Origin of the sequence: Acidovorax sp. HDW3 (assembly GCF_011303755.1) — a bacterium.
Classification (GTDB): domain Bacteria; phylum Pseudomonadota; class Gammaproteobacteria; order Burkholderiales; family Burkholderiaceae_C; genus Paenacidovorax.
Map to the genome: position 1 here is coordinate 1,949,017 of NZ_CP049885.1, position 23,843 is coordinate 1,972,859.

26 protein-coding genes and 1 tRNA gene are annotated in these 23,843 nt (G+C 67.7%); 17 read left to right on the forward strand and 10 right to left on the reverse strand.

Annotation, left to right across the window (positions count from 1 at the left end):
• Positions 1-17 precede the first annotated feature (17 nt).
• Positions 18-1,412, reverse strand: coding sequence for a metalloprotease PmbA (gene pmbA / locus G7045_RS08900; RefSeq protein WP_166159298.1), 1,395 nt, complete (start codon positions 1,410-1,412; stop codon positions 18-20).
• A 105-nt stretch (positions 1,413-1,517) separates the two neighbouring features.
• On the opposite strand from pmbA, the gene yjgA reads away from it, so the two are divergent.
• The 3 genes from yjgA to G7045_RS08915 all read left to right on the forward strand — a co-directional run bounded on the left by yjgA (position 1,518) and on the right by G7045_RS08915 (position 3,886).
• Positions 1,518-2,192, forward strand: a complete 675-nt coding sequence (yjgA, locus tag G7045_RS08905; protein ID WP_166159299.1) for a ribosome biogenesis factor YjgA — start codon at positions 1,518-1,520, stop codon at positions 2,190-2,192.
• On the forward strand, positions 2,185-2,790 hold the full coding sequence (mog, locus tag G7045_RS08910; protein ID WP_166159300.1) for a molybdopterin adenylyltransferase: 606 nt from the start codon (positions 2,185-2,187) through the stop codon (positions 2,788-2,790). Before yjgA ends, mog begins: the two co-directional genes overlap by 8 nt.
• A gap of 100 nt (positions 2,791-2,890) precedes the next feature.
• The gene (locus tag G7045_RS08915; RefSeq protein WP_166159301.1) at positions 2,891-3,886 is read left to right on the forward strand and encodes a hypothetical protein; all 996 of its coding nucleotides are present in this window, start codon (positions 2,891-2,893) and stop codon (positions 3,884-3,886) included.
• Positions 3,887-3,916: 30 nt separating this feature from the next.
• Here G7045_RS08915 and G7045_RS08920 read toward each other — a convergent pair whose 3' ends face one another.
• Genes G7045_RS08920 through G7045_RS08930 form a run of 3 tightly spaced genes read right to left on the reverse strand, consistent with a single transcriptional unit; the run spans position 3,917 to position 5,531 of the window.
• Positions 3,917-4,114 carry a DUF3820 family protein gene (locus G7045_RS08920; protein ID WP_166159302.1) on the reverse strand — a complete coding sequence of 66 codons (198 nt, stop codon included), beginning with the start codon at positions 4,112-4,114 and terminating at the stop codon, positions 3,917-3,919.
• 2 nt (positions 4,115-4,116) lie between these two features.
• Positions 4,117-4,338 (reverse strand): SlyX family protein, encoded by a 222-nt coding sequence (locus G7045_RS08925; protein ID WP_166159303.1) that lies wholly within the window; start codon positions 4,336-4,338, stop codon positions 4,117-4,119.
• Complete coding sequence (locus G7045_RS08930; RefSeq protein ID WP_205737233.1) at positions 4,335-5,531, reverse strand: PLP-dependent aminotransferase family protein; 1,197 nt, start codon at positions 5,529-5,531, stop codon at positions 4,335-4,337. The genes G7045_RS08925 and G7045_RS08930 overlap by 4 nt, the downstream gene beginning before the upstream one ends.
• Positions 5,532-5,624: 93 nt before the next feature.
• Here G7045_RS08930 and nth point away from each other — a divergent pair, with 93 nt between their 5' ends.
• Both nth and G7045_RS08940 read left to right on the forward strand, forming a co-directional pair.
• Positions 5,625-6,263 (forward strand): endonuclease III, encoded by a 639-nt coding sequence (gene nth / locus G7045_RS08935; protein ID WP_166159305.1) that lies wholly within the window; start codon positions 5,625-5,627, stop codon positions 6,261-6,263.
• A gap of 11 nt (positions 6,264-6,274) precedes the next feature.
• On the forward strand, positions 6,275-7,414 hold the full coding sequence (locus G7045_RS08940; protein WP_240919193.1) for a GGDEF domain-containing protein: 1,140 nt from the start codon (positions 6,275-6,277) through the stop codon (positions 7,412-7,414).
• A 9-nt stretch (positions 7,415-7,423) separates the two neighbouring features.
• Here G7045_RS08940 and cobT read toward each other — a convergent pair whose 3' ends face one another.
• Together cobT and G7045_RS08950 are read right to left on the reverse strand one after the other, a co-directional pair.
• Positions 7,424-8,482, reverse strand: a complete 1,059-nt coding sequence (gene cobT / locus G7045_RS08945; RefSeq protein WP_166159306.1) for a nicotinate-nucleotide--dimethylbenzimidazole phosphoribosyltransferase — start codon at positions 8,480-8,482, stop codon at positions 7,424-7,426.
• Between the two features lie 62 nt (positions 8,483-8,544).
• Positions 8,545-10,023 (reverse strand): cobyric acid synthase, encoded by a 1,479-nt coding sequence (locus G7045_RS08950; protein WP_166159307.1) that lies wholly within the window; start codon positions 10,021-10,023, stop codon positions 8,545-8,547.
• A 134-nt stretch (positions 10,024-10,157) separates the two neighbouring features.
• Here G7045_RS08950 and G7045_RS08955 point away from each other — a divergent pair.
• Both G7045_RS08955 and G7045_RS08960 read left to right on the forward strand, forming a co-directional pair.
• Positions 10,158-10,247, forward strand: a tRNA-Ser gene (locus G7045_RS08955).
• Positions 10,248-10,347: 100 nt separating this feature from the next.
• The gene (locus G7045_RS08960) at positions 10,348-11,109 is read left to right on the forward strand and encodes a pseudouridine synthase (RefSeq protein ID WP_166159308.1); all 762 of its coding nucleotides are present in this window, start codon (positions 10,348-10,350) and stop codon (positions 11,107-11,109) included.
• Here the strand turns inward: G7045_RS08960 and ylqF are convergent.
• Positions 11,106-12,044 (reverse strand): ribosome biogenesis GTPase YlqF, encoded by a 939-nt coding sequence (gene ylqF / locus G7045_RS08965; RefSeq protein WP_166159309.1) that lies wholly within the window; start codon positions 12,042-12,044, stop codon positions 11,106-11,108. The genes G7045_RS08960 and ylqF overlap by 4 nt on opposite strands.
• A 65-nt stretch (positions 12,045-12,109) precedes the next feature.
• Here ylqF and G7045_RS08970 point away from each other — a divergent pair, with 65 nt between their 5' ends.
• Complete coding sequence (locus tag G7045_RS08970) at positions 12,110-12,316, forward strand: oxidoreductase-like domain-containing protein (protein ID WP_166159310.1); 207 nt, start codon at positions 12,110-12,112, stop codon at positions 12,314-12,316.
• A 39-nt stretch (positions 12,317-12,355) separates the two neighbouring features.
• On the opposite strand, the gene G7045_RS08975 is transcribed toward G7045_RS08970, so the two are convergent.
• The 3 genes from G7045_RS08975 to G7045_RS08985 form a co-directional block, all read right to left on the reverse strand.
• Positions 12,356-14,506, reverse strand: a complete 2,151-nt coding sequence (locus G7045_RS08975; protein ID WP_166159311.1) for an FUSC family membrane protein — start codon at positions 14,504-14,506, stop codon at positions 12,356-12,358.
• 8 nt (positions 14,507-14,514) lie between these two features.
• Positions 14,515-16,044, reverse strand: coding sequence for a glutamate--cysteine ligase (gshA, locus tag G7045_RS08980; RefSeq protein ID WP_166159312.1), 1,530 nt, complete (start codon positions 16,042-16,044; stop codon positions 14,515-14,517).
• Between the two features lie 73 nt (positions 16,045-16,117).
• The gene (locus tag G7045_RS08985) at positions 16,118-17,029 is read right to left on the reverse strand and encodes an SDR family NAD(P)-dependent oxidoreductase (RefSeq protein ID WP_240919194.1); all 912 of its coding nucleotides are present in this window, start codon (positions 17,027-17,029) and stop codon (positions 16,118-16,120) included.
• Positions 17,030-17,421: 392 nt separating this feature from the next.
• Here G7045_RS08985 and G7045_RS08990 point away from each other — a divergent pair, with 392 nt between their 5' ends.
• The 9 genes from G7045_RS08990 to tolA all read left to right on the forward strand — a co-directional run bounded on the left by G7045_RS08990 (position 17,422) and on the right by tolA (position 23,830).
• Positions 17,422-17,718: a 2Fe-2S iron-sulfur cluster binding domain-containing protein gene (locus G7045_RS08990; RefSeq protein ID WP_166159313.1), complete on the forward strand. Its 297-nt coding sequence runs from the start codon at positions 17,422-17,424 to the stop codon at positions 17,716-17,718.
• A gap of 142 nt (positions 17,719-17,860) precedes the next feature.
• Positions 17,861-18,982 (forward strand): bifunctional 3,4-dihydroxy-2-butanone-4-phosphate synthase/GTP cyclohydrolase II, encoded by a 1,122-nt coding sequence (ribBA, locus tag G7045_RS08995; RefSeq protein WP_166159314.1) that lies wholly within the window; start codon positions 17,861-17,863, stop codon positions 18,980-18,982.
• 3 nt (positions 18,983-18,985) lie between these two features.
• Complete coding sequence (gene ribH / locus G7045_RS09000; protein WP_166159315.1) at positions 18,986-19,450, forward strand: 6,7-dimethyl-8-ribityllumazine synthase; 465 nt, start codon at positions 18,986-18,988, stop codon at positions 19,448-19,450.
• A gap of 11 nt (positions 19,451-19,461) precedes the next feature.
• The gene (nusB, locus tag G7045_RS09005; RefSeq protein WP_166159316.1) at positions 19,462-20,016 is read left to right on the forward strand and encodes a transcription antitermination factor NusB; all 555 of its coding nucleotides are present in this window, start codon (positions 19,462-19,464) and stop codon (positions 20,014-20,016) included.
• A 51-nt stretch (positions 20,017-20,067) separates the two neighbouring features.
• Complete coding sequence (locus G7045_RS09010) at positions 20,068-21,252, forward strand: pyridoxal phosphate-dependent aminotransferase (RefSeq protein ID WP_166159317.1); 1,185 nt, start codon at positions 20,068-20,070, stop codon at positions 21,250-21,252.
• A gap of 22 nt (positions 21,253-21,274) precedes the next feature.
• Complete coding sequence (gene ybgC / locus G7045_RS09015) at positions 21,275-21,688, forward strand: tol-pal system-associated acyl-CoA thioesterase (protein ID WP_166159318.1); 414 nt, start codon at positions 21,275-21,277, stop codon at positions 21,686-21,688.
• A complete protein-coding gene (gene tolQ, locus G7045_RS09020) occupies positions 21,685-22,380 on the forward strand; it encodes a protein TolQ (protein WP_166159319.1) in 696 nt (231 codons plus the stop codon). The genes ybgC and tolQ overlap by 4 nt, the downstream gene beginning before the upstream one ends.
• A 15-nt stretch (positions 22,381-22,395) precedes the next feature.
• Entirely contained in the window at positions 22,396-22,824 is a 429-nt protein-coding gene (locus tag G7045_RS09025) for an ExbD/TolR family protein (RefSeq protein ID WP_166159320.1), read from the forward strand.
• Between the two features lie 16 nt (positions 22,825-22,840).
• On the forward strand, positions 22,841-23,830 hold the full coding sequence (tolA, locus tag G7045_RS09030) for a cell envelope integrity protein TolA (RefSeq protein WP_240919195.1): 990 nt from the start codon (positions 22,841-22,843) through the stop codon (positions 23,828-23,830).
• Positions 23,831-23,843: the final 13 nt, after the last annotated feature.

The window sequence follows — 23,843 nt, forward strand, 5'->3', positions numbered from 1 at the left end:
CTGTTTTCTTCTAAAAATCAGCTACCCGCCACCTTCATGCGCCCGATGAGCACCGAGCCCACCGTCTTGGCGCCGTAGCCGTAGGCATCGGCGCCCACGGCCTCGATGTCTTGGTACATCTGGCGCAGGTTGCCGGCGATGGTGATCTCGTGCACCGGGTAGGCGATCTGGCCGTTTTCGACCCAAAAGCCGCTGGCGCCGCGCGAATAGTCGCCGGTGACGTAGTTCACGCCCTGGCCCATGAGCTCGATCACGAACAGGCCGGTGCCCAGTTTTTGCAGCATCGCGTCCAGGTTGTCGCCCGCACGCGTCAGGCGCGAGGTGAGCGCCAGGTTGTGCGAGCCGCCGGCGTTGCCGGTGGTCTTCATGCCCAGCTTGCGCGCCGAGTAGCTCGACAGGAAATAGCCCTCGACCCGGCCCGCATCCACCACCTTGCGCGCTTGCACGCGCACGCCTTCTTCGTCGAACGGCGAGCTGCCCTTGCCGCCGAGGATGAACGGGTCTTCGCTGATATCAATGTGCTGCGGGAACACCTGCTGGCCCAGGCTGTCGAGCAAAAAGCTGCTCTTGCGGTACAGCGCGCCGCCGCTCACGGCCTGCACAAAACCGCCGAGCAGGCCCGCTGCCAGCGGCGACTCGAACAGCACCGGGCATTCGGTGGTGGCGATCTTGCGGCTGCCCAGGCGGCTCAGGGCGCGCTCGGCGGCATAGCGGCCCACGGCTTCGGGCGCCGCCAGGTCGGCCGCGCTGCGCTGCGAGCTGTACCAGGCATCGCGCTGCATCTCGCCATGGCGCCCGGGCAGCGAGGCAATCGGCGCCACCGACAGGCTGTGGCGCGAGCTGGCGTAGCCGCCGCGAAAACCGCGCGTGTGCGCGCTGAAGAAATGGCTTTGCTGCACCGACACGCCCGCGCCCTCGCTGTTGGTGATGCGCCTGTCGGTATCGAGCGCCGCCTGCTCGCACTGCAGCGCCAGGCGCGCGGCCTGCTCGCTGTCGATGGCCCAGGGGTGAAACAGCTGCAGGTCACGGTGGCTGGCCTCGGGGGCGATGTCGGCCGCATCGGGCAGGCCGGCCACCGGGTCTTCGGCCGTGAAGCGGGCAATGTCGTAGGCCGCCTGCACGGTTTGCACGATGGCGGCGCTGGAAAAGTCGGAGGTACTGGCATTGCCCCGGCGCTGGCCAAGGTACACCGTCACGCCCAGGGATTTATCACGGTTGCGCTCCACCGTTTCGAGCTCGCCCTTGCGCACGCTCACCGACAGGCCACAGCCCTCGCTGGCCTCGGCGCCGGCGTCGGTGGCGCCGAGTTTTTTCGCCTCGGCCAGGGCCTGATCGACCAAGTCGGCAAAAAAATCGCGGGAATAGCTAAAGCCGCTGTCGGCTGCGGACGGGGAGACATGGGGTTTTTTCATAGCGGCGGCTATGATACTTGCCACCCGACAGGCTGCCCGCGCAGCATCCACGCCCTGCGCCTCTGCGCCTCTGCGCCCCAGGGCGTTTTTCATTCTGGCTCCACCATGTCACGCAAACCCCAAAAAGGCTATTACGTCAAAGGCCGCTTCGTCGCCGAAGGCAGCGAACTCGACCTGCAGTACAAGGCCGAACTCAAAGGCACGACCGAGGCCAGTAAAACCGACCTCAAGCGCGAAAGCGACGCCCTGCAAACCATGGGCAAAGAGCTGCTGACGCTGCGCTCTGACCTGCGCCAGCGCCTGCAGCTGCCCGACAAGCTGCTCGACGCCCTGGCCGAAGCGCAGCGCATCACCGCCTTTGAAGGCAAGCGCCGCCAGATGCAGTTCGTCGGCAAGCTCATGCGCAAGCTCAGCGACGAAGAAATCAACGCCATCGAAGCCGCCTTGCACGAGCAGCGCCACGGCAGCGCCGAAGAAAAGCTCTCCCTGCACCTGGCCGAGCACTGGCGCGAGCGCCTGATCGCCGACGACCAGGCGCTGACCGCCTGGATGAGCGAATTTCCCGCCACCGACGCGCAGCAGCTGCGCGCCCTGGTGCGCCAGGCGCGCAAGGATGCCCCGGGGGCACACGCCGCCGCCGTGACCGAAGCCGAGGGCCTGGCACCGCGCAAGGGCCGCGCCTACCGCGAGCTGTTCCAACTGGTACGAACCCAGCTAGACAGTGCCCAGGACGACTCCCAGAATGGCAGCTCCACCCCCGAGGAGCCAGGCCATGACTAAAACGCACACCCCGCCGCCCGAGCCGGTCAAGATCGGCATCGTCTCCATCAGCGACCGCGCCAGCAGCGGCACCTACGAAGACAAGGGCCTGCCCGCGCTGCACGACTGGCTCAAGCGCGCGCTCAAAAACCCCATCGCCTTCGAGCCGCGCCTGATCCCCGACGAGCGCGAGCGCATCAGCGCCACGCTCATCGAGCTCGTCGATGCCGGCTGCTCCCTGGTGCTGACCACCGGCGGCACCGGCCCGGCGCTGCGCGACGTCACGCCCGAGGCCACGCTGGCCGTGGCCGACAAGGAAATGCCAGGGTTTGGCGAGCAGATGCGCCGCATCGGCCTGCACTTCGTGCCCACCGCCATCCTCTCGCGCCAGGTGGCCGTCATCCGGGGCCAAAGCCTCATCATCAACCTGCCGGGCCAGCCCAAGTCGATCGCTGAAACCCTGGAGGGCCTCAAGGACGACACCGGCACCAGCCTGGTGCCCGGCATTTTTGCCGCCGTGCCCTACTGCATCGACCTCATCGGCGGCCCCTACCTGGAGACGCACGAGTCCGTCTGCAAAGCCTTCCGCCCCAAGGGCGCGCAAAGGCCGGTGCGCTAAGGCAACGCTAAAACCGCCCCCTGTTTGCAGGCACAATGCCCGGCCAACGCCCCGCCCAGGGGCGTTGGCCTTTTTGTTGTTCTGACGCCCGCCCCACTCCATGCCTCTGTACCGTTGTAACCACTGCGGCTTCATCTCGGAAGAAGCCAGCGCCGCCATCGGCACCCAAACACCCTGCGCCCGCTGCGGCACGGCGGCCACCATTTTTGGTACGGTGTTCTACGTCGAAAAGCTGCTCGAGCGCTACTTTGCCGCCCTGCGTGAAATCAAGTCACTGCAGCAGGCCGAAAACAACGAAGAATCGCCCAAAGACGCCGCCCCCGAAGCGGCCGGCAGCACCCAGAACCTGGACCTGCACAACACCAGCAGCCTGGCCACGGCGGCGCAGCACGCGCCCTTGCAGCAATGGTTTGCGGCCCGCCAGATCACGGCCCAATTCGATTACGCACAGGTCGATACCAGCGGTTTTTTTGATGACGCGGCCCGCATAGTGGGCGAAAACTACGCCCTGTTTGGCGAGTTGGTCGATCGCGTGCGCTGGGCGTACCGCAAGAGCTACAGCAGCGTCAACCTGGAACTGGCCCAGGTGGCACAAAAAGACGCGCAAGCGATCAACGCCCTGTGCCGCCAGCTCTACAGCCACACGTTTTTTGCCCGCTACCACTACCAAAAGCCAGAAAAAATCGTGCGCCTGACACTGCAAACCGCACCAGCGGTGCGCCAGTTTTTCGATGGCGGCTGGCTGGAGTGGTATGCCTTCATGGCCCTGATCGGGCAGCTGCAGCAGCGGCGCATCGACTTTTCCTGCGCGCGCGGCGTCAAGGTCGTGTTCCCGAACGAGGACTTGCACGAGCTCGACGTCATGTGCCTGCCCGCCGGCCAGGCGCCAATTTACATCGAGTGCAAATCGGGCGAATTCCGCCGCGACATCGACAAATACCTGCGTCTGCGCAAACGCCTAGGGCTGGAAAAAAGCCGTTTCATTCTGTGCTCGCCCGAACTGAGCGACGAGCAGGCGAGCGGCCTATCGGCCATGTACGACCTGAGCTTCGTCAACCTGCAAACCCTGGGCACGCACCTGCAGCGCTTGTTCTGACGCCGACGCTAATGCCGACGGGCTCAGCGCTTATTGCAACAAATGCCGCAGCCCGTTGTGGTCGATTTCATGCATCAGCGCCAGCAGGCGCCCGAGCTCGCCGGGCGGGAAGCCCTCGCGCGCAAACCAGTTGAGGTAGTGGCCGGGCAGCTCGGCCAGCACCCGGCCCTTGTATTTGCCGTAGGGCATGGCCAGGGTGCGCAGGCGCGCAAGCGGGGCGCTGTCCATGCTCAGTAATGCGGCGGCAGTTCGTCGCGCAGGCTGCGCACGGCTTGGCCGCCGCCCTCGGGCTGCTGCTGGCGCAGGTCTTGCACCGCGCGCAGCAGCTGGTCGATGGTTTGTTGCTGGCGGTAGATCGTCAGGTTGAGCTGGTCGAGCAGGTCTTCGGCAAAGGCCGCCTTCATTTCCAGCGCTTCGAGCCGCGCCTGCAGTTCAGGTTGCGCGCGGCTCATGGCTGCAGCGCCCGGGCCAGGCGCGCCACGCCGGTGCGGATTTTGTCCACGTCCGCCGTGGCGAACGACAGGCGCAGCGTTGCCGGATCGGGCTGCTGACAATAAAACGGCGCCCCCGGCACAAAGGCCACGCCCTCGGCAATGGCGCGCTGCGCCAGCTGCTGGCCATCGGCCAGGGCGCCGCCGGCCCCCGTCAGCCGTGCCCAGATGAACAGGCCGCCCTGCGGCGCCACGAAGTCGATGGCGCTGCCCAGCTCCTGGCGCAGCGCCGCACCCATGGCCTGGGCGCGCTCGGCGTACACCTGGCGCACTCGCTCCAGGGTGGCGGGCATCCGGCCCGCGCGCAGGTACTGCGCGGCGGTGGCCTGGGCGAAGGTGCTGGTGTGCGCATCGGAAAACTGCTTGCACATGGTGGCCTTGGCCAGCAGCTCGGGCGGGGCAATCATCCAGCCCAGGCGCAGGCCGGGCGAGAGTACCTTGCTCAGGCTGCCGCAGTGCACCAGCCAGTCGCGGCTACCGGGCACCTGCGCCGACAGCGCCAACAGGCTCAGCGGGGGGGCGGCATCAAAGTACAAATCGCCATAGGGGTCGTCCTCGACCAGCACGGTCTGGTACTGCACCGCCAGCTGCAGCAGCTTTTTGCGCCGCTCCAGGTTCAAGAGGGCGCCGCTGGGGTTGCCGAAGGTCGGGATGACGTACACCAGCTTGGGCCGGTGCTCGGCGATGAGCTGCTCCAGGCGCTCGGTCTGCACACCCTCGCCGTCGATCGGCGCGCTGATGAGCTCGGCGCCATAGAGGCGAAAGCACTGGATGGTGGCCAGGAAGGTGGGGCCTTCGACGATGACTTTGTCGCCCGGGTTGAGCAGGGTCTTGCCGATCAAGTCCAGCGCCTGCTGGCTGCCGGTGGTGACGATCAACTCCTCGGGCGCCAGCGCCGCAACGCCTTTGCTGGCCATGAAGGCGGCCAGCTGCTCGCGCAGCGGCTGGTAGCCTTCGGTGGCGCCGTACTGCAGCGCCGCACCCGACTCGGTGCGCAGGGCCGCCTCGCTGGCGGCGCGCAGGCCATCGACATCAAACAGGGCGCTGTCGGGAAAACCGCCGGCAAAGCTGATGATGCCGGGCTTGCCCAGCAGCTTGAAGAGTTCACGGATGGCCGAGGTTTCGACGTGGTTCAGGCGGTCGGCAAAGGCAATGGGCATGGCGGGGCGCTTTCAGGCAAGACGGCGGGGCAAAACCCGCATTTTCGCCAATCCCGCCGCCGCTGCCGCGCAGCGACAATCGCCGCCATGAAACGCCAGGACATCGCGCCCTTTTTTGCCACGCTGCAGGCAGCCAACCCCCACCCGCGCACCGAGCTCGAATACAGCAGCGATTTTGAGTTGCTCACCGCCGTGCTGCTCTCAGCCCAGGCCACCGACGTGGGCGTGAACAAGGCCACGCGCCGGCTCTTTGCCGTCGCCAATACACCCCAGGCGGTGTTGGATCTGGGCCTGGAAAAACTAGAGACGTATATCCAAACCATTGGCCTGTACAAAAGCAAGGCACGGCATTTGATCGCCACCTGCGAGCTGCTGCTGGCGCAGCACGGCGGCCAGGTGCCGCGCACCCGCGCCGCCCTGGAGGCACTGCCCGGCGTGGGCCGCAAAACGGCCAACGTGGTGCTCAACGTCGCCTTTGGCGAGCCCACCATGGCGGTCGATACGCACATCTTTCGCGTCAGCAACCGCACCGGCCTGGCGCCGGGCAAAACCCCTCTGGCCGTCGAGCAAAAACTGCTGCAACGCATTCCCGACGAATACCTGTTGCACGCGCACCACTGGCTAATATTGCATGGCCGCTATATTTGCCAGGCGCGCAAACCCCGGTGCTGGGAATGCAGTGTAGTAACATATTGTAAATACAGTCCCAAAACACCTGCGCCCTGACCCCGCTGCCCATGCTCCTCGCCCTTGATCCCCGTTCGCTGATTGCCATTGCCGGTGTCATGGCAGCGTTGATGGCCGTGGTGCTGGCCTTTATGCGCCGCCACTACCCGGCGCACATCAAGGGGTTGGGCTACTGGGCGGCCGCGCCCACGCTGTGGCTGGCATCGACCATTCTCTACAGCGGGCGCGACACCGCCATGCCCACCTTGCTGTCAGTGGTCGGCGCAAACACGATACTGATGATCGGCTCCACCTGCTACTACATGGGCTGCCGCACTTTCTTTGGCCACGCCAGCACCTGGCGCACCTGGGGGCTGTACCTGCTGCTGGCGGTGCTGCTGCAAACCGGGGTCGATATCGTCGGGCGCAATTATCAAATCCGCCTGGTGGTCTTTACCGCCCTGGCGTTGGCCATCTACGGCGCCAACCTGCGCTTCATGCTGCGCCACGGTGGGCGGCGCCTGCCCTCCATCATGGTGCAAATCGTGCTGGCCGTGCATCTGCTCATCCTGGTCACACGCCTGGCCACGGCCAGTTTCGGCATGGTGGGCGCAAGCATGATGGAGGGCAACCTGCTGCAGACGCTGTACATCGCCTCCTACGTGCTGACGGTGCTGATGCTGTCGATTGCCGCCGTGCTGATGGCCACCGACGGTTTGGTCACCGAGCTCGAACACCTGGCCACGCACGACCCGCTCACGCGCAGCATCAACCGCCGCGCACTGCTGCAGCGTGCCAGCGACGAGCTCGCCCGCAGCCAGCGCAGCGGGCGTGGCCCGGCGCTGGCAATGCTCGACCTCGACCACTTCAAAAAACTCAACGACACCCACGGCCACCAGCATGGTGACGCCGTGCTGGTGCACTTTGCACAAACCACGCAAGCGCTGCTGCGTCGCGCCGACCGGCTCGGGCGCTACGGCGGCGAAGAATTCGTGCTGCTGCTGCCCGAAACCGCATTACCCGAGGCGCAGATGGTGACCCAGCGCATCCACGGTGCCCTGGCCAGCGGCCACGCGCTCGACTGCCAGCTCAGCATCGGCCTGACCACCTGGAAGGGCCCCTGCGACACGCTCGACGCCATGCTCGCACGCGCCGACAAGGCGCTCTACCAGGCCAAGGCGCAGGGGCGCAACCAGACCTGCGTCGCCTGAGCCGGCGCTTTACGCCGACTGCTGCGACACCCCGGCCGACGCAAAGCTCGCCATCTCCGCCAGGATGCGGCAGGCCGAGGCCAGCAGCGGCCAGGCCAGCGCCGCGCCCGAGCCCTCGCCCAGGCGCAACCCCAGGTCCAGCAGCGGCTGCGCCTGCAGCTGCACCAGCATCGCGCCATGGCCACGCTCGCCCGAGCGGTGCGCAAACACGCAGCGCTGCAGCACCAGCGGCGCCAGGCGCGCGGCCACCAGCACTGCGGCGCAGGTGATGAAGCCATCGACGACGATCACGCGCCGCTCGCTCGCCGCCTGCAGCACGGCGCCAGTGAGGGTGGCAATCTCAAAACCGCCCAGCGCTGCCAGGGCATCGAGCGGCGCCTGCGCCGTGGGGTTGGCGTCCAGCGCCTGCTGCAGCACAGCCTGCTTGCGGGCGATACCCACTGCATCGAGCCCGGTGCCCGCACCCACGCAGTCAGCCAACGGCAGCCCGCCCAGGCGCGCCAGCAGCAGCGCCGCAGCCGAGGTGTTGCCAATGCCCATTTCGCCCAACAAAAGTGCATTGCCCGGCAGCGCCCGCACGATGTCCATGCCGTTGGCCAGCGCCTGCTGGCACTGCGCCGCACTCATCGCCGGGCCCACGCTCGCATCCTGCGTGCCGGCGGCAATGCGGTACGACAGCAGGCACGGCGCCCCGGGCGCCACCGCACGCGGAGCAATGGCCCGCGCCACGCCGCAATCGACCACCGACAGCTGCAGCCCATGCTGGCACGCGAGCACGCTCACGGCGGCGCCACCGGCGAGAAAGTTCTCCACCATCTGCCAGGTGACGTCGCTCGGGTAGGCCGAGACGCCACGCGCCGCCAGGCCATGGTCGGCAGCGCAGACCAGCATCTGCGGCGCCTGCAGCTGCGGCTGCTCGCTGCCCAGAATCAGGCCCAGGCGCAGCGCCAGCGCTTCGAGCTGCCCGAGCGCACCCAGGGGCTTGGTTTTGTGGTCCAGCACATGCTGCAGGCGCGCGCGCAGCGCAGCGTTGTCCAGCTCGGGAATCGAAGGGAGTTGAAAATGCATAGATTGTTTACTACAAAATAAATAGCTGGTAGCGCTGATAAACAAAGGGCTAGAGCCCAATTTCATTCCAAAATTTGTCCCAGGCTGCCGGGCGCAAACCACTGCCCCAGGCCGCTGGCCATGCGCTCGAACGCCTGCTCCAGCGTCGGCGCGTTGGCGCCAAACAGGGCCTGCAGCACGCTGGCATTTTCAAACAGGCCATGCAGGTACAGCCCGAGTACGTTGCCCGCCGGGTTCTGCCAGGCCAGGCCGGGCAGCACCTCGCGCGCGACGTCGCCCTTGGCGGCCATGGCCGGGTGCTGCGCCGTCTGGCCGTGGTGAATCTCATAGCCCTGCAGGGCCACCCCCGCCAGCGCCTGCCAGGCGCCCTGCAGTGCCCCCAGGCGGTACTGGCCGGGGCGCACGGTTTTCTCGCGTTCAAAACTCGTCACCAGCGGCAGCAGGCCCAGGCCGGGGCCGTTGCCATCGACGCCCTGGGTGTCGATCAGCGCCTCACCCAACATCTGCAGGCCACCGCAAATGCCCAGCACGCGCCCGCCACGCGCGGCGTGCGCTGCCACTGCGGCATCGAGCCCCTGTGCCCGCAGCCAGGCCAAATCTGCCGCCGTGGCCTTGGAGCCTGGCAGGATGACCCAGTCGGCCCCCGCCAGCTCGGCCGGGCTGCGCGCCCACGACAACGCCACGCCGGGCAGGTTTTTGAGCGGCTGGAACTCATCGAGGTTGCTGATGCGCGGATAGGCCACGACGGCAATGCGCGTGTGCACCGCCCCGCTGCCGGTGCTGCGGGCGTCAAACACGCCGTCTTCCTCGGGCAGGCCGTGCTGCCACTGCATGGGAATGGTGGCCAGCACGGGCACGCCGGTTTTCTCCTGCAGCAGCTGCGGCGCCGGCGCCAGCAAGGCGGCGTCGCCCCGGAATTTGTTGAGCACAAAGCCCGCCAGCAGCGCCTGATCGGCCGGCGCCAGCAGCGCCCAGGTGCCGTACAGGTGGGCAAAGGCACCGCCCCGGTCGATGTCGCTCACCAGCAGGCAGCGGGCCTGCCCGTGGTGCGCCACGCGCAGGTTGACGACGTCGCTGGCCATCAAGTTGATCTCCGCCGGCGAGCCCGCGCCCTCGATCACCACCACGTCGTTCTCGGCGCGCAAGGCATCGAGCGCGGCCGCAATCTGCGGCCACACCCGCTGGCTGCGCCCGCGCCAGGGCAGCGCGCTCAGCGCCGCATCCACCTGCCCGAGCAGCACCACCTGGCTGTGGGTATCGGCCTCGGGCTTGAGCAACAGCGGGTTCATGCGCACATCGGGCACGGCCCGTGCGGCCAGGGCCTGGAAGTACTGCGCACTGCCGATCTCGCCATACCCCCCCTCGGGCGTGGCCACCACGCGCGCGTTGTTGCTCATGTTCTGCGCCTTGAACGGCGCCACCTTCAAGCCCTGATTGCTGTAGTAGCGGCACAGCGCCGTCGCCAACCAGCTCTTGCCCGCACCGCTGCTGGTGCCCAGCACCATGACGCAGCGCGCCGGCCCGCAAAGGGTTTTTTCCATAGCTCCATCGCCTCGATTTATTTCAAAAATGATAGCTGCTGGCGCAGTACCCACCTTGCTTTTCAGGCCATATGGCCATTGAAATGGCGACAAGAACGAAGCCCACAAGAAACGCTGCTACAATGGCGGGCTCCGGAGAGGTGGATGAGCGGTTTAAGTCGCACGCCTGGAAAGCGTGTGTGGGCTAATCCCCACCGCGGGTTCGAATCCCGCCCTCTCCGCCAGTATTGCTAAGTTGTTGATTTCAAACAACTTTTTCAAAGAGGCTTCAAAAGTCGTGTACCGAAAGGTGTACTGCTTTGAAGCCTTTTTGCTTTGCATCCCATGCCCCTCCCCCTCCTCTGGCACGACCCCCACCTGGTGGCTTTGTACAAGCCTGCCGGCTGGCTGGTGCACCGCACCGGGCTCGATGCCGGGGAAACGCGCTTTGTGGTGCAGACGCTGCGCGCGCAGCTCGGGCAGATGGTGTACCCCGTGCACCGGCTCGACAAGGGCACCTGCGGCGTGCTGCTGATGGCGCTGCACCCCGAGGCAGCGCGGCGCCTGTGCGCCGCGTTTGCGCAGCAGCAGGTGCACAAGCGCTACCTGGCCTGCGTGCGCGGCTGGGCGCCCGAGGATTGCTCCGTCGATCACGCCCTGCGCCCGGACGATGCGCCCGCCGACGCCCCGGCGCAGCCCGCGCGCACCCGGTTCACGCGCCTGGCGCAGCTGGAGCTGGCACAGGCCAGCGATGCGCGCTACGCCAGCACCCGTGCCAGCCTGGTGCTGGCGCAGCCGCAAACGGGGCGGCGCCACCAAATCCGGCGCCACTGCAAGCACATCGCCCACCCCATTTTGGGTGACGCCACGCATGGCAAGGGGCCGCTCAACCGCTGGTGGGCGCAGCAGCTGGGGCACCAGCGCCTGTGGCTGCACGCCTGGCAGCTCGATCTGGCCCACCCCATGACCGGGGTGCCGCTGCGGCTGCACAGCGGCCTGCACTGCGCGCCGGCAAGCGCCGCATCCACCGCCGCGCCGGCGCCGCACACGGATCTGCAGCATTGGCAGCAGCTGCTGCAGCAGCCCTGGCAGTGGGCGCCGCGTTAAAAACGCCGCTTCTTGCGCCGTTTTTCGTGCTCGGCCTTGCGTGCCAGGCGCTCGGCCTCCTTGGCCTGGCCCACGGCGAGCCAGGCGGCAAATTCTTCCACCGTCTCCAGGGTGATGGCGCCGATGGCGCCGCTGCGAAAGTCGGTCAGCACCAGTTCAGCGGCTTTTTGCAGGTTCACGCGCCCGCCGCTCATGACGGCGCCGCGCTTTTTGCCGATCGCCGTCAGCAGCTCGTCGTCGTGCAGTGCCTGCAGCTGCGCCAGCGGCAGGTCGAGCTTGTAGCGGTCGAGCAGCGCCTGGGCGTAGTGGCGCTGCAGGTACAAGAGCAGCTCCAGCGCCACCAGCTCCTCGTCGTAGGCGTTGCGGCCCACGGCGCCGCTGGCCGCCAGGTTGTAGCCGCTTTGCTCGACGATGATGCGCGGCCAGAGCATTCCGGGGGTGTCCCACAGATAAAAATCATCGGCAACGACGATGCGCTGCTCTTGTTTGGTGACGCCGGCCTCGTCGCCGGTTTTGGCCTGAAAGCGTCCGAGCAGGCTGTTGTTGAGGGTGGATTTACCGACGTTGGGAATGCCGCAGATCAGCACCCGCATCGGGCGCGAGAGCCCTTTGCGCTCAGGCGCAAGTTCGCGGCAGGCAGCGAGCAGGCGCTGCGCCGGGGCGCGCTCGGAGGCGTCGAGCGCAATCGCACGCGTGCCCGGCTGTGCGTTGTACCAGGCCAGCCAGGCGGGGGTGCGCGTGGAGTCGGCCAGGTCTTGTTTGTTCAGCACCTTGAGCGTCGGGCGGTGGCCCGTGAGCTCAGCGAGCAGCGGGTTGGCGCTGGAGCCAGGCAGGCGCGCATCGAGCAGCTCGATGACGACGTCGATGTCTTTGATGCGCTCGGCAATTGCCTGGCGCGTGAGGTGCATATGACCGGGGAACCACTGGATGGCCATGGGGATTTTTCTCGAACGGCAAAGGGCGCAAGGATAATCGCCCACCCTTGCCCTGCTGCTGCACCATGACAAAGCCCGCCACCGATCTTGCCAGCGCCCGCGCCCTGTTCGCCGCCCTGCAAGCGCGTGCCCAGGCCGCCGGCATCACCCTGCGCCGCCCACCGCCCGAGCCGCAAAGCTGCTGCGGGCGCGGCTGCAACGGCTGTGTCTGGGAGGGCTTCTTCGCCGCTGCCGCCTACTGGCAGGAGGAGGCGCTTTTAATGCTCGAATAGGGCATTAACGCTTACCCAGCAAGCGCGAGCAGCTATCAATTAAATAGCAAGCGCAGCATCGGCCTCGCGCCGCAGTTGCAGCGCCAGGGTCTCGGCCAGGGCCAGGCGGCGCAGCAACCAGGGGGTCAGGTCGATCTCGGCCGAGGGTGCAACGGCGCCCAGCGGCAGGCTCGCGTCCTCGTCCCAAACCGGGGGGGCTTCATTTTCTGCCGGCAAGGGCGCACCTTCGAGCAAGGCGCTGATGCGCGCACTCGCGGCCTGCAGCGGCGCCCGCACCTCATCGCCATCGAGGTGCCCCCGGCGCAACAGCAGCATGGCCTTGACGGCGGTGAGCTGCGCCAGCAGCTGGTAGCAGTGCACCTGCAGGCGTTCGAGCGGCAGCAGCGGCGGGCGCACGGCACGCGGCTCCTGCCAGGCGCGCTCGGTGGCCTGCACCAGCGCCGCCAGGCTGTCGAAAGCTTCGCGCCGCGCCAGGCGCCAGGCGAGCTCGGGGTGGTTGTCCACCGCTTGCAGCTGCCCCAGGGCCAGGGCTTCGCGCACATGGCGCACCTGCGCCGCCAGGCTGCGCGCCACCAGCGCCGGCACCTGCTGGCGTTCCCAGGACGGCAGCACGTAGGCAAAGGCCCAGGCCATGCCGGCGCCGAGCAGGGTGTCGGCAATGCGTTCGAGCAGGTCGAAGGCGGCGTTGTCACCACCGTGCAGCAGGTGCGACTGCACCAGGCCGAGCACCGTCGCCGCCACCGCCGCCACCAGGTAGCGCCGGATGGTGAAGGCGTGCACCACCGCCTGCGCCAGCGTCACGCACAAGAGCAGCGCCCAGGCCGGCAGCTGCGCCGCCAGCAGCAACGCCGCCAGCAGGCAGCCGAGCAAGGTGCCGGCAACGCGGGCGTTGCGCCGCTGCAGGGTCTGCGCCAGGCTGCCGCGCAGCACGACGACGATGGTCAGCACCACCCAGTAAGCGTGCGTGCCCCAGGGCAGCAGCTGCGCCACGGCGTAGCCCGAGCCCACGGCCAGCGCCGCGCGCAGGGCGTGGCGCAGCGGCGCCGCCTGCCAGCGCCACAGGCGCAGCAGGGGCTGCCAGCTCCAGCCGGCGGGGCTGACGAACATCTGCCAGCTGGCGCGTACCACGGCCAGGTCGGGCTGGGCCTCGCCCCGGGCCAGGGCGTGCAGGCGGCCAATGTCAAGGTGGATGTGGCCAATGCGGTGCGCCAGGCCACGCGCCAGGCGGGTGGGCGTAAAGCCCTGGGCGCCGGGCTCGGGTGCCAGGTGGGTGTCGGGCGCCGGGCGCTGCCAAGCGGCGGGGACGCGCCCGCGCAAGAGGGCGTCGGCCAGGTCTTCGAGCGCCTGCGCCTGCGCCAGCAGCTCGCCTTGCAGGCGCTGCAGGGCGCCGGCCTGCGCCGGCTGCTGGCGCAGCATCTCCAGGTCCAGGCCGCAGGCGAGCAGGTGGTCGCGCAGCTCCAGCGCGCACAGCAACATGCCGGCGAGCTGCAGCTGGCGGGGGCGGCGCGGCGCTTCGTACAGCAGGTCGCGTGCGGCCTGCATCTGCTCGGCCAGGGCCGCCTGGCAGCGCAGCAGCGCGCCGGTGAGCGCGTCGCTGCCCTCGCGCACCAGGGGCGTGAACTGCTGCGCCTGCAGGCGCAGCAGCGCCGCGAGCGAGAACAGCAAATCCGCCATCAGCTGCGCGCGGTAGCGCTGGTTGAGCAGCGCATTCATCAGCACCGCCCAGGGCAAGTACAGAAAGGCCCCCAGGCCAAAGTACAGCGTGCTGTGCAGCGCTTGCTGCGCCGCATCGACCCCGGTGGGCACGGGCAGGGCCATGGCGAACACCAGCGCCAGCATGGCACCAATGGCCACTGGCGCACCGCGCTGGCCCCAGGCCATGAGCAAAAAGACGCAAAAGCTCGCCGGCACGATGAGCAGGCCCAGCGCCCAGGGGCTGCCTTCGAGCCGCAGCACGGCGTAGAACAGCGGCAGCGCCAGCAGTGGCGCCGGCAGCATGTGCCAAAACTTGCCGCGCCGGGGTGCGTGCATATCCGGCGGAATGCTGACGATGGTGCCCACCGCTGCGGCCGAGGCTGCTTCGCTGCCCAGCACGAGCTGCACCAGCGCCGCAATCACCAGCAGGCCCAGGGCGCTGCCGACGCCGTTGGCGACGTAGTGCGACAGCAGTACGCGCAGGGCCGATCGCATGGTGTGGGTTAGCCCAGCTGGCGCGGGTCCATGTACTGCTGGCGCCAGGCTTCAAAGTCCAGGGTGTCAGCGTCTTCGATGGCTTTTTGCGCCGCCAGCGACTGCGCTGCCAGCGTTTGGTAATGCTGCTGCTGCGCCGCGCTCCAGGGCTGGGCCAGCAGGGCGGCGCGCGCCTGCTGCGACTGGGCGAAGGAAAACGCCTCGAAGCTGCAGCCATGCTGCTGCACCATCTGCGCCAGCACCTGCGCCGAAGGCGTGCGGGCGCTGTCGGCCAGGCGCTCCTGGGCGGCCTGCACGGCGGCGCCGTAATCGAGCCCGCCGTGCGTGGCATCCAGGCGTGCGGCCAGCGGCGCACATTGCGCCAGCACCTGCGCCGCCCAATCGCGCAGCAGCACCGGCTGGCCCTGGCGCAGCAGCTGCAGGCCAGCTTCGCGCCCACGCTCGGCGGCGAGCAGCTGGTTGTGCTTGAGCTCGGCAATTTCCTGCGGCGTATCCGGCGGGCTGTCCGAGAGCAGGCAGTGCAGCAGGAACACGTCGAGCAGGCGCATGGTCTGCGCCGTGATGCCCACACTCTCGAACGGGTCGAGGTCCATGAGCCGCACCTCGACGTACTCCACGCCGCGCTCGCGCAGCGCGTGCAGCGGGCGCTCGCCGCTGCGCACCGTGCGCTTGGGGCGGATGCTGCCGTAGAACTCGTTTTCGATCTGCAGCAAGCTGGTGCCGAGCTGGTTGTAGTCGCCGCCGATGTTGCGGATGCCGATGGCCTCGTACGCCGGGTAAGGCCGCGTCAGGGCCTCGTGCAAGGAATCGGCGTAGCCGGCCAGGCCGTTGTAGCTGACGTTGATGCTCGCCTGGGCCTCGCTCTGGTAGCCCAGGCGCCCCATGCGCAGCGAGGTGGCGTGCGGCAGGTGCAGCGCCTGCCCGCCCTCGCCCAGCGGCTGCAGGCTGTGCGCGCGCCCCTGCACAAAGCAGGGGCACAGCGCCGGCGAGGCGCCAAACAGGTACAGCAGCACGAAGGCATGGCGGCGGAAGTTGCGGATCAGGCCGAAGTATTCGTCGCTCGTCACCCCGGGCAGCGACCAGTTGTAGTGGATGCCCGAGATGGTTTGCATCCGCCGCCCGTAGCGGTGCGCCAGGCCCATGCGGTAGATGCTCTTGGCGCGGCCGATGTGCGAGTGGCCGTAGCGGCCGATGGGGATGGTCTCGTCCGTCGGCAGGCCGCAGGGCATACTCGCCGCCCACAGCAGCTCGCCGCCGCCCTGCTGCAGGGTGCGCAGCACGTACTGGTGAATGTGCGTCAACTCATCGAGGCAGCCTTGCACGCTCTGGTGCGCGCCGGTGATGAGCTCGATTTGCGATTCGCTGTAGTCCGTGGTGATGCTGGCGTGCGTCAGCGCCGCCCCCAGGGCCTGGGGGTGCGGCGTGAGCGCCAGCCCGCCTTCGGCGCGCACGCGCAAGCCCTCTTTTTCTATCCCTCGGCGGATGCCGGCCAGGCGCTCGCCAGAGACGGCGGCCAGACGTTCGTGCAGGGTATTCATACGTTCACAACCTTTTTCTTTTCCAGGTGGGAACTTAGCACGCGCCGCCTGGCGCTGGCTTGAAGCCGGCGTTTTATCCCCGCGCCGCCAATGCCTTGCCGACTTCCAACATGCCCTGGGCGCTGCCATTGGGCGGCACCTGCTCGCCCTCACGCGCGGTCACCTCGGCCAGGCGCGCGGCCAGCTGCTCGGCGGTGTCGGCACCGGCGCCCAGGTAAATGCCCTGCGTGAGGGTGATGTGCGCAGCCTCGAAGCCCCCGGCGCCAGCGCACAAGATGGTGCGCGTGGGCGCGCTCTGGTGCGCCAGCACCAGCATGGCGGGCACCACTGCCTCGGGCTGCAGCGCCTGCAGCACCGGCGGCGGGAACAGCGCCTCGGTCATGCGCGTGGCCGCCGTCGGCGCCAGGGCGTTGACGTGGATGCCCTGCTTGGCACCTTCGAGCGCCAGGGTCTGCATCAGCCCCACCTGCGCCATCTTCGCGGCGCCGTAGTTGGACTGGCCGAAATTGCCGTATAGGCCGCTCGACGAGGTCGTCATGACGATGCGCCCGTACTTCTGCGCCACCATCTGCGGCCACACCGCCTTGCAGCAGTGCACGGCGCCCATCAGGTGCACTTCGAGCACCTGACGAAAATCTTGCAGCTCCATCTTGGCAAAAGACTTGTCGCGCAGGATGCCGGCGTTGTTCACCAGGATATCGACCCGCCCCCAGGCATCGACCGCCTGCGCCACCATGGCCTGCACGGCGTCAAAGTCCGTCACCGAGGCGGTATTGGCCAGCGCCTGGCCGCCAGCGGCCACGATTTCATCGACCACCGCCTGCGCCGCGCCCGTGCTGCCGGCGCTGCCGTCGAGCGCCCCGCCCAGGTCATTGACCAGCACCCGCGCGCCGCGCGCCGCCAGCGCCAGCGCGTGCTGGCGCCCCAGGCCGCCGCCAGCCCCGGTCACGATGGCCACCTGGCCCGAAAAATCCATGCGCTGCATGACTGCCTCCTCCAACTAAAAAACGATGCGGCGCACTCTACCAGCCGCACGGTCTTATCCCGTCACGCACTGGACAAACATGTGGACAACTGTGAACAAGTCCTGTATGACACGCGTAACTTGTTGATTTACAAACACATTCAACGCGCTGCTGATTTTTTGTGCAGCAACAGAGCGGGTTTTCCCGCGCCGGACTGGACAATCATGTGGATAACTGGGGATAAGCCTTGTATGGCCAGCGTAAGTGCTTGATTTGCAAGACAATACCTTGTGCTGCTGAAAATTTAAGCAACACCAACCCCATTCCGCCAGCACTACAACCACTATCATTTTTATAGCTGCTCGCGCTTATTCTGCAAGCGCTAGAGCCATTTTTTATCCTGAAACAAGCCATGACACCCAGCGACCACCCTGCCCTGTACACCGCCCGCATCGCCGGCGAAGACGCGCAATGCGACGCCTTTGCCAACCAGCCGCTGCTGCAATCGCTCGAAGCCGGCGGCATCGCCTGGCCCAGCTCCTGCCGCAACGGCAGCTGCCGCACCTGCATCGGTCAACTGATCGAGGGCCAGGTGCGCTACGAGATCGAATGGCCGGGCGTGACCACCGAGGAGCAGCAGGCCGGCTGCGTGCTGCCCTGCGTTGCCTACCCCGAGGGCGACGTGCGCCTGGCGCGCGAAGGCTGCTAGCAAAGCGGCGTAAAATCCGCGCCTTTGGACGGCACCAGCCGCCCCCTTTGTGGCCGCGCCGCATCGCATGTTCTTTGGCGACAAGACAGGGAACTTGCGCCGCGCCGCGCCCCCGAACCGGCCCCAAGGAAAGCTCCCTCCCATGACTACCCCCCTCACCCCCGTGCCCGTCTCGCCCGTGCAAGACATCGTGGCCGAGATGCGCGCCGGGCGCATGGTCATCCTCGTCGATGAGGAAGACCGCGAAAACGAAGGCGACCTGGTACTCGCCGCCGACCACGTCAGCCCCGAAGCCATCAACTTCATGGCCCGCTTTGGCCGTGGCCTGATCTGCCTGACGCTCTCGCGCGAGCGCTGCGAGCGCTTGCAACTGCCGCCCATGGTGGCACGCAACGGCACCAAGATGGGCACGGCGTTCACCGTCTCCATCGAAGCCGCCGAGGGCGTGACCACCGGCATCAGCGCCGCCGACCGCGCGCGCACCGTCGCCGCCGCCGTCGCCCCCGGCGCCCAGGCGGCCGACCTGGTGCAGCCCGGCCACATCTTCCCGCTGCAGGCGGTCGATGGCGGCGTACTCATGCGCGCCGGCCACACCGAGGCCGGCTGCGACCTCTCCGCCATGGCCGGCTGCAGCCCGGCGGCCGTGATCTGCGAGATCATGAAAGACGACGGCACCATGGCGCGCCTGCCCGACCTGCAGCTGTTCGCCGCCGAGCACGGCATCAAGATCGGCACCATCGCCGACCTGATCGAATACAGAAGCCGCACCGAAACCCTGGTGGAACAAGCCGGCAGCCGCAGCCTGCAAACCGCCTTTGGCGAATTCACCGCCCACGCCTTCCGCGACAAGCCCAGCGGCAGCGTGCACCTGGCCCTGGTGCGCGGCCAGTGGCAAGCCGACACCAGCGTGCCGGTGCGCGTGCACGAGCCGCTGTCGGTGCTCGACCTGCTCGAACCGGGCCGCGCCATGCATTCCTGGAGCCTGGACGCCAGCCTGGCCTACATCGCCGCACAAGGCTGCGGCGTGGCCGTGCTGCTCAACTGTGGCGAAAGCGGCGAGCAGCTGCTGGCGCAGTTCGACGGCAAGGCGCGCGCGGCCCAGGCGCCCGAGCGCGGCCGCATGGACCTGCGCACCTACGGCGTCGGCGCGCAAATTCTGCGCGAGCTGGGCGTGAGCAAAATGCGCCTCATGGGCCAGCCCCGGCGCCTGCCCAGCATGGCCGGCCACGGCCTGGAAGTCACCGGCTACATCACCAAGGAATAAACCATGCAACACGCAGACAAAGGCCAGGCCCGCAGCATCAGCGGCGCCGGCCTGCACATCGGCATCGTCCAGGCACGCTTTAACGAAGGCATCACCAACGCCCTGGCCCAAGCTTGCCGCAGCACCTTGCTCGACCTGGGCGTGAGCGCCGAACACATCACCCTGGTGCAAGTGCCCGGCGCCCTCGAAGTGCCGCTGGCCCTCGCCGCCCTGGCCGAACGCGAGGAGTACGACGCCCTCGTCGCCCTGGGCTGCATCATCCGGGGCGAGACCTACCACTTCGAGCTCGTGGCCAACGAATCGGGCGCGGGCGTGACGCGCGTCGGCCTCGATTACGGCATCCCCGTTGCCAACGCCATTCTGACCACCGAGAACCTCGACCAGGCCGTGGCCCGTCAGACCGAAAAAGGCCGCGACGCCGCCTACGTGGCGGTCGAAATGGCACAGCTGCTCAACGACCTGACCTGAGCACCCCCACCATGAACGACCATTCCAGCCCCGCCAGCCAGCGCCCGCCACGCCAGACGCGCAAGGGCCTGACCAGCACCGGCGCGCGCAAGGCCGCGTCCAAATCGGCGCGCTCGCGCGCCCGCGAATTCGCCCTGCAGGCGCTGTACCAGCACCTGGTGGGCCGCAACGAGCTCACCGCCATCGACCTCTTCACGCGCGACCTGGCCGGCTTTCACAAGGCCGACATCCCGCACTACGAAGCCCTGCTCAACGGCTGCACCCAGATCGAGGCCGACCTCGACGCCCTCATCACCCCGCAGCTCGACCGCAGCCTGGCAGAAATCTCGCCCATCGAGCGCGCCGTGATGTGGATCGGCGTCTATGAATTCATGCACTGCGCCGACGTGCCCTGGCGCGTGGCCATCAACGAGTGCATCGAACTGGCCAAGGAATTCGGCGGCACCGACGGCCACAAATACGTCAACGCCGTGCTCGGCGGCCTCGCGCCCAAGCTGCGCGCTGCCGAGGTGGCGGCCGATGGGCAGCGCGGCGAACGCCCGCAAGCCCCCGCCAGCGACGCCTGACCCTCGTCTCCACCCGCTGGCCCCTACGGCGGCGGGTAACCCACTGCGCCCATGAAACTCTCCCGCCGCGCCCAGCGCATCGAGCCCTTTTACGTCATGGAAGTCGCCAAGGCCGCGCAGGCCCGGGCGGCCGAGGTGGCCAGCGGCGGCGCGCCGATGATTTTTCTCAACATCGGCGAGCCCGACTTCACCGCCCCGCCGCTGGTGCAAGAGGCGGCAGCGCGCGCCATTCGCACCGGGCAGTCGCAGTACACGCCGGCGCTTGGGCTCGACGCGCTGCGCGAGGCCATCAGCGGCTGGTATGCGCAGCGCTTTGGGCTGCACATACCGGCGCGGCGCATCGTCGTCACTGCGGGCGCTTCAGCGGCGCTGCAACTCGCCTGCCTGGCGCTGATCGACGCCGGCGACGAAATCCTCATGCCCGACCCGAGCTACCCCTGCAACCGCCACTTCGTCACGGCGGCCGAGGGCCGGGCGGTGCTGCTGCCCACCGATGCGAGCGCGCGCTTTCAGCTCAGCGCCGCCCAGGTGCAGGCCGCCTGGGGTGAGCGCACGCGCGGCGTGCTGCTGGCCTCGCCGTCCAACCCCACCGGCACCTCGATCGCGCCCGCCGAGCTGCGTGCCATCCACGAGGCGGTGCGCGCCCGTGCCGGCGTGACGCTGATCGACGAGATTTATCTGGGCCTGTCCTACGACAGCGCCTTTGGCCAGAGCGCACTGGCGCTGGGCGAAGACGTCATCAGCATCAACAGCTTCAGCAAGTACTTCAGCATGACCGGCTGGCGCCTGGGCTGGCTGGTGCTGCCCGAGGCGCTGGTGCCCGCCGTCGAGCGCCTGGCGCAAAACCTGTTCATCTGCCCCAGCACCATTGCCCAGCACGCGGCGCTGGCCTGCTTCGCCCCCGAGAGCCTGGCCGAATACGAGCGCCGGCGCGCCGAGTTCAAGGCGCGGCGCGACTACTTCATCCCGGCGCTCAACCAGCTCGGGCTGCAGGTGCCGGTGCTGCCCGACGGTGCTTTCTACGCCTGGGCCGACTGCAGCGCAGCCGCGCAGCAGCTGGGCGTGGCCGGCAGCTGGGAGCTGGCTTTTGCCCTCATGGAACGCGCACACCTGGCCGTCACGCCCGGGCGCGATTTTGGCCTGCACGCGCCCGAGCGCTTCGTGCGCTTTTCCACCGCCAATTCCATGGCGCAGCTGCAAGAGAGCGTGGCGCGGCTGGCGCGCCTGCTGGGGTAAAACCAAGGGATAGAACAAGACCATGGCCTTTACCTTTCCCGTGCGCGTGTATTGGGAGGACACCGATGCCGGCGGCATCGTCTTCTACGCCAATTACCTCAAGTTTTTCGAGCGCGCGCGCACCGAATGGCTGCGCAGCCTGGGCTTTTCGCAGCAGGCGCTGCGCACCGAACACGGCGGCATGTTCGTCGTCAGCCAGGCGCAGCTGCAGTACCTGCGCCCAGCGCGCCTGGACGATGAACTTTGGATCACCGCCCAGGTCAGCGAAAAAGGCCGCGCCGCGTTGACCATAGAGCAGCAGGCGCTACTGAAACCGCAGCAGGCCGGGGCCGCCCCGACGCTGCTGTGCCAGGGGCAGGTGCGCGTCGGCTGGGTCGATGGCACCCACCTGCGCCCGGCCCGCATCCCGAATTTTGTGTTGGAAACCTTTGCATGAACTCCCAAGACATGTCCATCGTCAACCTCATGCTGCACGCCAGCTGGGTGGTGCAGCTGGTGATGCTGCTGCTCATCGGCGTCTCCATCTCCAGCTGGGCAGCGATTTTTCGCAAATTTTTTGCCTTGAAGCGCGTGCGCGCGCTCAACGAGGAATTCGAGCGTGAATTCTGGTCCGGCACCAGTCTGAACGAGCTTTTTTCCGCCGCCGCGCAAAACGCCAAGCACTGCGGCCCGATGGAGCGTATTTTCGCCAGCGGTATGCGCGAATACCAAAAGCTGCGCGAGCGGCGTATCACAGACCCCGGCACGCTGCTCGACGGTGCGCGCCGCGCCATGCGCGCGAGCTTCCAGCGCGAGATGGACGTGGTCGAATCGAGCCTGTCCTTCCTCGGCTCGGTGGCCTCGGTCAGCCCTTACGTGGGCCTGTTTGGCACCGTCTGGGGCATCATGCACGCCTTCACCGGCTTTGCCGGCATGGAGCAGATCACCCTGGCCACCGTCGCCCCGGGCATTGCCGAGGCCCTGGTCGCCACCGCCATCGGCCTGTTCGCCGCCATTCCGGCCGTGATTGCCTACAACCGCTTTGCGCGCGAGATCGATCGCGTGGCCATGCACCAGGAGACTTTCATCGAGGAGTTCTCCAACATCCTGCAGCGCAACCTGGGCGCGCATTCGCCCTCGGGCCACTGACACCGGAAGCCCCCTATGCCCGCCATGGCCTCGCGCAGCGGCAGCCGCCGCCGCGCCATGAACGAAATCAATATGGTGCCCTTCATCGACGTGATGCTGGTGCTGCTCATCATCTTCATGGTGACGGCGCCCATGCTCACGCCCGGCAGCATCGACGTGCCCAGCGTCGGCAAGAGCAAGAACCAGCCCAAGGCGTTTGCCAGCGTCATCGTCACCAAGGACGGCAGCCTGCGCTTCAAGACCAAGGACGCCGAGCGCAGCCTGAGCACGCGCGAGCTGGGCGAAGCCGCCAAGAGCTGGCAGCAAGCGCAGCCCGAGGGCTCGGCCATCATCATCGCCGCCGACAAGAACGTGCAGTACGAGACCGTGGTCAAGGCCATGGATGCGCTGCAGCGCGCGGGTGTGCAGCGCGTGGGCCTGTCGGTCAAACAAGGGAACCCTTGAGAGCGCCGCCGGCTCCATGACCACCATGACCCCGAGTTTGCGCGACCGCGATCAGTTTGCCCCGCCACCACCGCCTGGGCGGATGCGCGCCGTGGTGCTGGCCGTTTTGGCCCACGCCATCCTCATCGGCGCCCTGACCTGGGGCGTGCGCTGGAAGGCCAGCGCCGAGCAGCCCGCCGTCGAGGCCGAGCTGTGGTCGGCCCTGCCGCAGCAGGCCGCGCCGCGCGAAGTGCTGCCGCCCCCACCCCCACCGCCGCCCGAACCCACCCCGGCACCAGCCCCACCGCCGCCGGCCCCACCCACTCCCGCCCCCAAGGTGCAGGAGCCGCCCGACACGCACGAGGCCGAGATCGCCCTGGCGCAAAAGAAAAAACGCCTGGAAGAAGAGAAAAAACGCCACCAGCAAGAGATCGAGCAAGAGAAGAAGGACAAGGAACGGCGCGCGCACCTGGAGCAGGAGAAAAAAGAGCGCCTGCAAAAAGAAAAGGCCGAAAAAGAGAAAGCCGACAAGGCCAAGGCAGAGAAAGAAAAAGCCGAGAAGGAAAAGGCAGAAAAAGCCGAGCACGAAAAGCAGTTGGCCGAGAAGAAAAAACTCGCCGACGACAAGCGCCGCGCCGACGCTGCTGACGCCAAGCGCGCCGAGGAATTCCGCAAAGAGCAAATGGCGCGCATGGCCGGTCTTGCCGGCGCCAGCGGCGGCGCCAACGCCACGGGCAGCGCCAAGCAAAGCTCCGGCCCCTCGGGGAGCTACGGCGGCAAGGTGGCGGCCAAGGTCAAGCCCAACATCATCTACCCCGACGCCGTGGTGGGCAACCCGCGCGCCGAGGTCGAGGTGCGGGCGGCGCCCGACGGCACCATCGTCGGACGCAAGCTCATCCAATCGAGTGGCAACAAAGCCTGGGACGAGGCCGTGCTGCGCGCTCTGGATAAAACCGAAACCCTGCCGCGCGACGTGGACGGGCGCGTGCCCGCCACCATCGTCATCGGCTTTCGGCCGCAAGATTGACCCCGCGCCGCCC

Coding starts and splice junctions, on each gene's coding strand:
- pmbA (WP_166159298.1), bottom strand. CDS start 1,412: ATGAAAAAACCCCATGTCTCCCCGTCCGCAGCCGACAGCGGCTTTAGC.
- yjgA (WP_166159299.1), top strand. CDS start 1,518: ATGTCACGCAAACCCCAAAAAGGCTATTACGTCAAAGGCCGCTTCGTC.
- mog (WP_166159300.1), top strand. CDS start 2,185: ATGACTAAAACGCACACCCCGCCGCCCGAGCCGGTCAAGATCGGCATC.
- G7045_RS08915 (WP_166159301.1), top strand. CDS start 2,891: ATGCCTCTGTACCGTTGTAACCACTGCGGCTTCATCTCGGAAGAAGCC.
- G7045_RS08920 (WP_166159302.1), bottom strand. CDS start 4,114: ATGGACAGCGCCCCGCTTGCGCGCCTGCGCACCCTGGCCATGCCCTAC.
- G7045_RS08925 (WP_166159303.1), bottom strand. CDS start 4,338: ATGAGCCGCGCGCAACCTGAACTGCAGGCGCGGCTCGAAGCGCTGGAA.
- nth (WP_166159305.1), top strand. CDS start 5,625: ATGAAACGCCAGGACATCGCGCCCTTTTTTGCCACGCTGCAGGCAGCC.
- G7045_RS08940 (WP_240919193.1), top strand. CDS start 6,275: ATGCTCCTCGCCCTTGATCCCCGTTCGCTGATTGCCATTGCCGGTGTC.
- cobT (WP_166159306.1), bottom strand. CDS start 8,482: ATGCATTTTCAACTCCCTTCGATTCCCGAGCTGGACAACGCTGCGCTG.
- G7045_RS08950 (WP_166159307.1), bottom strand. CDS start 10,023: ATGGAAAAAACCCTTTGCGGGCCGGCGCGCTGCGTCATGGTGCTGGGC.
- G7045_RS08960 (WP_166159308.1), top strand. CDS start 10,348: ATGCCCCTCCCCCTCCTCTGGCACGACCCCCACCTGGTGGCTTTGTAC.
- ylqF (WP_166159309.1), bottom strand. CDS start 12,044: ATGGCCATCCAGTGGTTCCCCGGTCATATGCACCTCACGCGCCAGGCA.
- G7045_RS08970 (WP_166159310.1), top strand. CDS start 12,110: ATGACAAAGCCCGCCACCGATCTTGCCAGCGCCCGCGCCCTGTTCGCC.
- G7045_RS08975 (WP_166159311.1), bottom strand. CDS start 14,506: ATGCGATCGGCCCTGCGCGTACTGCTGTCGCACTACGTCGCCAACGGC.
- gshA (WP_166159312.1), bottom strand. CDS start 16,044: ATGAATACCCTGCACGAACGTCTGGCCGCCGTCTCTGGCGAGCGCCTG.
- G7045_RS08985 (WP_240919194.1), bottom strand. CDS start 17,029: ATGCAGCGCATGGATTTTTCGGGCCAGGTGGCCATCGTGACCGGGGCT.
- G7045_RS08990 (WP_166159313.1), top strand. CDS start 17,422: ATGACACCCAGCGACCACCCTGCCCTGTACACCGCCCGCATCGCCGGC.
- ribBA (WP_166159314.1), top strand. CDS start 17,861: ATGACTACCCCCCTCACCCCCGTGCCCGTCTCGCCCGTGCAAGACATC.
- ribH (WP_166159315.1), top strand. CDS start 18,986: ATGCAACACGCAGACAAAGGCCAGGCCCGCAGCATCAGCGGCGCCGGC.
- nusB (WP_166159316.1), top strand. CDS start 19,462: ATGAACGACCATTCCAGCCCCGCCAGCCAGCGCCCGCCACGCCAGACG.
- G7045_RS09010 (WP_166159317.1), top strand. CDS start 20,068: ATGAAACTCTCCCGCCGCGCCCAGCGCATCGAGCCCTTTTACGTCATG.
- ybgC (WP_166159318.1), top strand. CDS start 21,275: ATGGCCTTTACCTTTCCCGTGCGCGTGTATTGGGAGGACACCGATGCC.
- tolQ (WP_166159319.1), top strand. CDS start 21,685: ATGAACTCCCAAGACATGTCCATCGTCAACCTCATGCTGCACGCCAGC.
- G7045_RS09025 (WP_166159320.1), top strand. CDS start 22,396: ATGCCCGCCATGGCCTCGCGCAGCGGCAGCCGCCGCCGCGCCATGAAC.
- tolA (WP_240919195.1), top strand. CDS start 22,841: ATGACCACCATGACCCCGAGTTTGCGCGACCGCGATCAGTTTGCCCCG.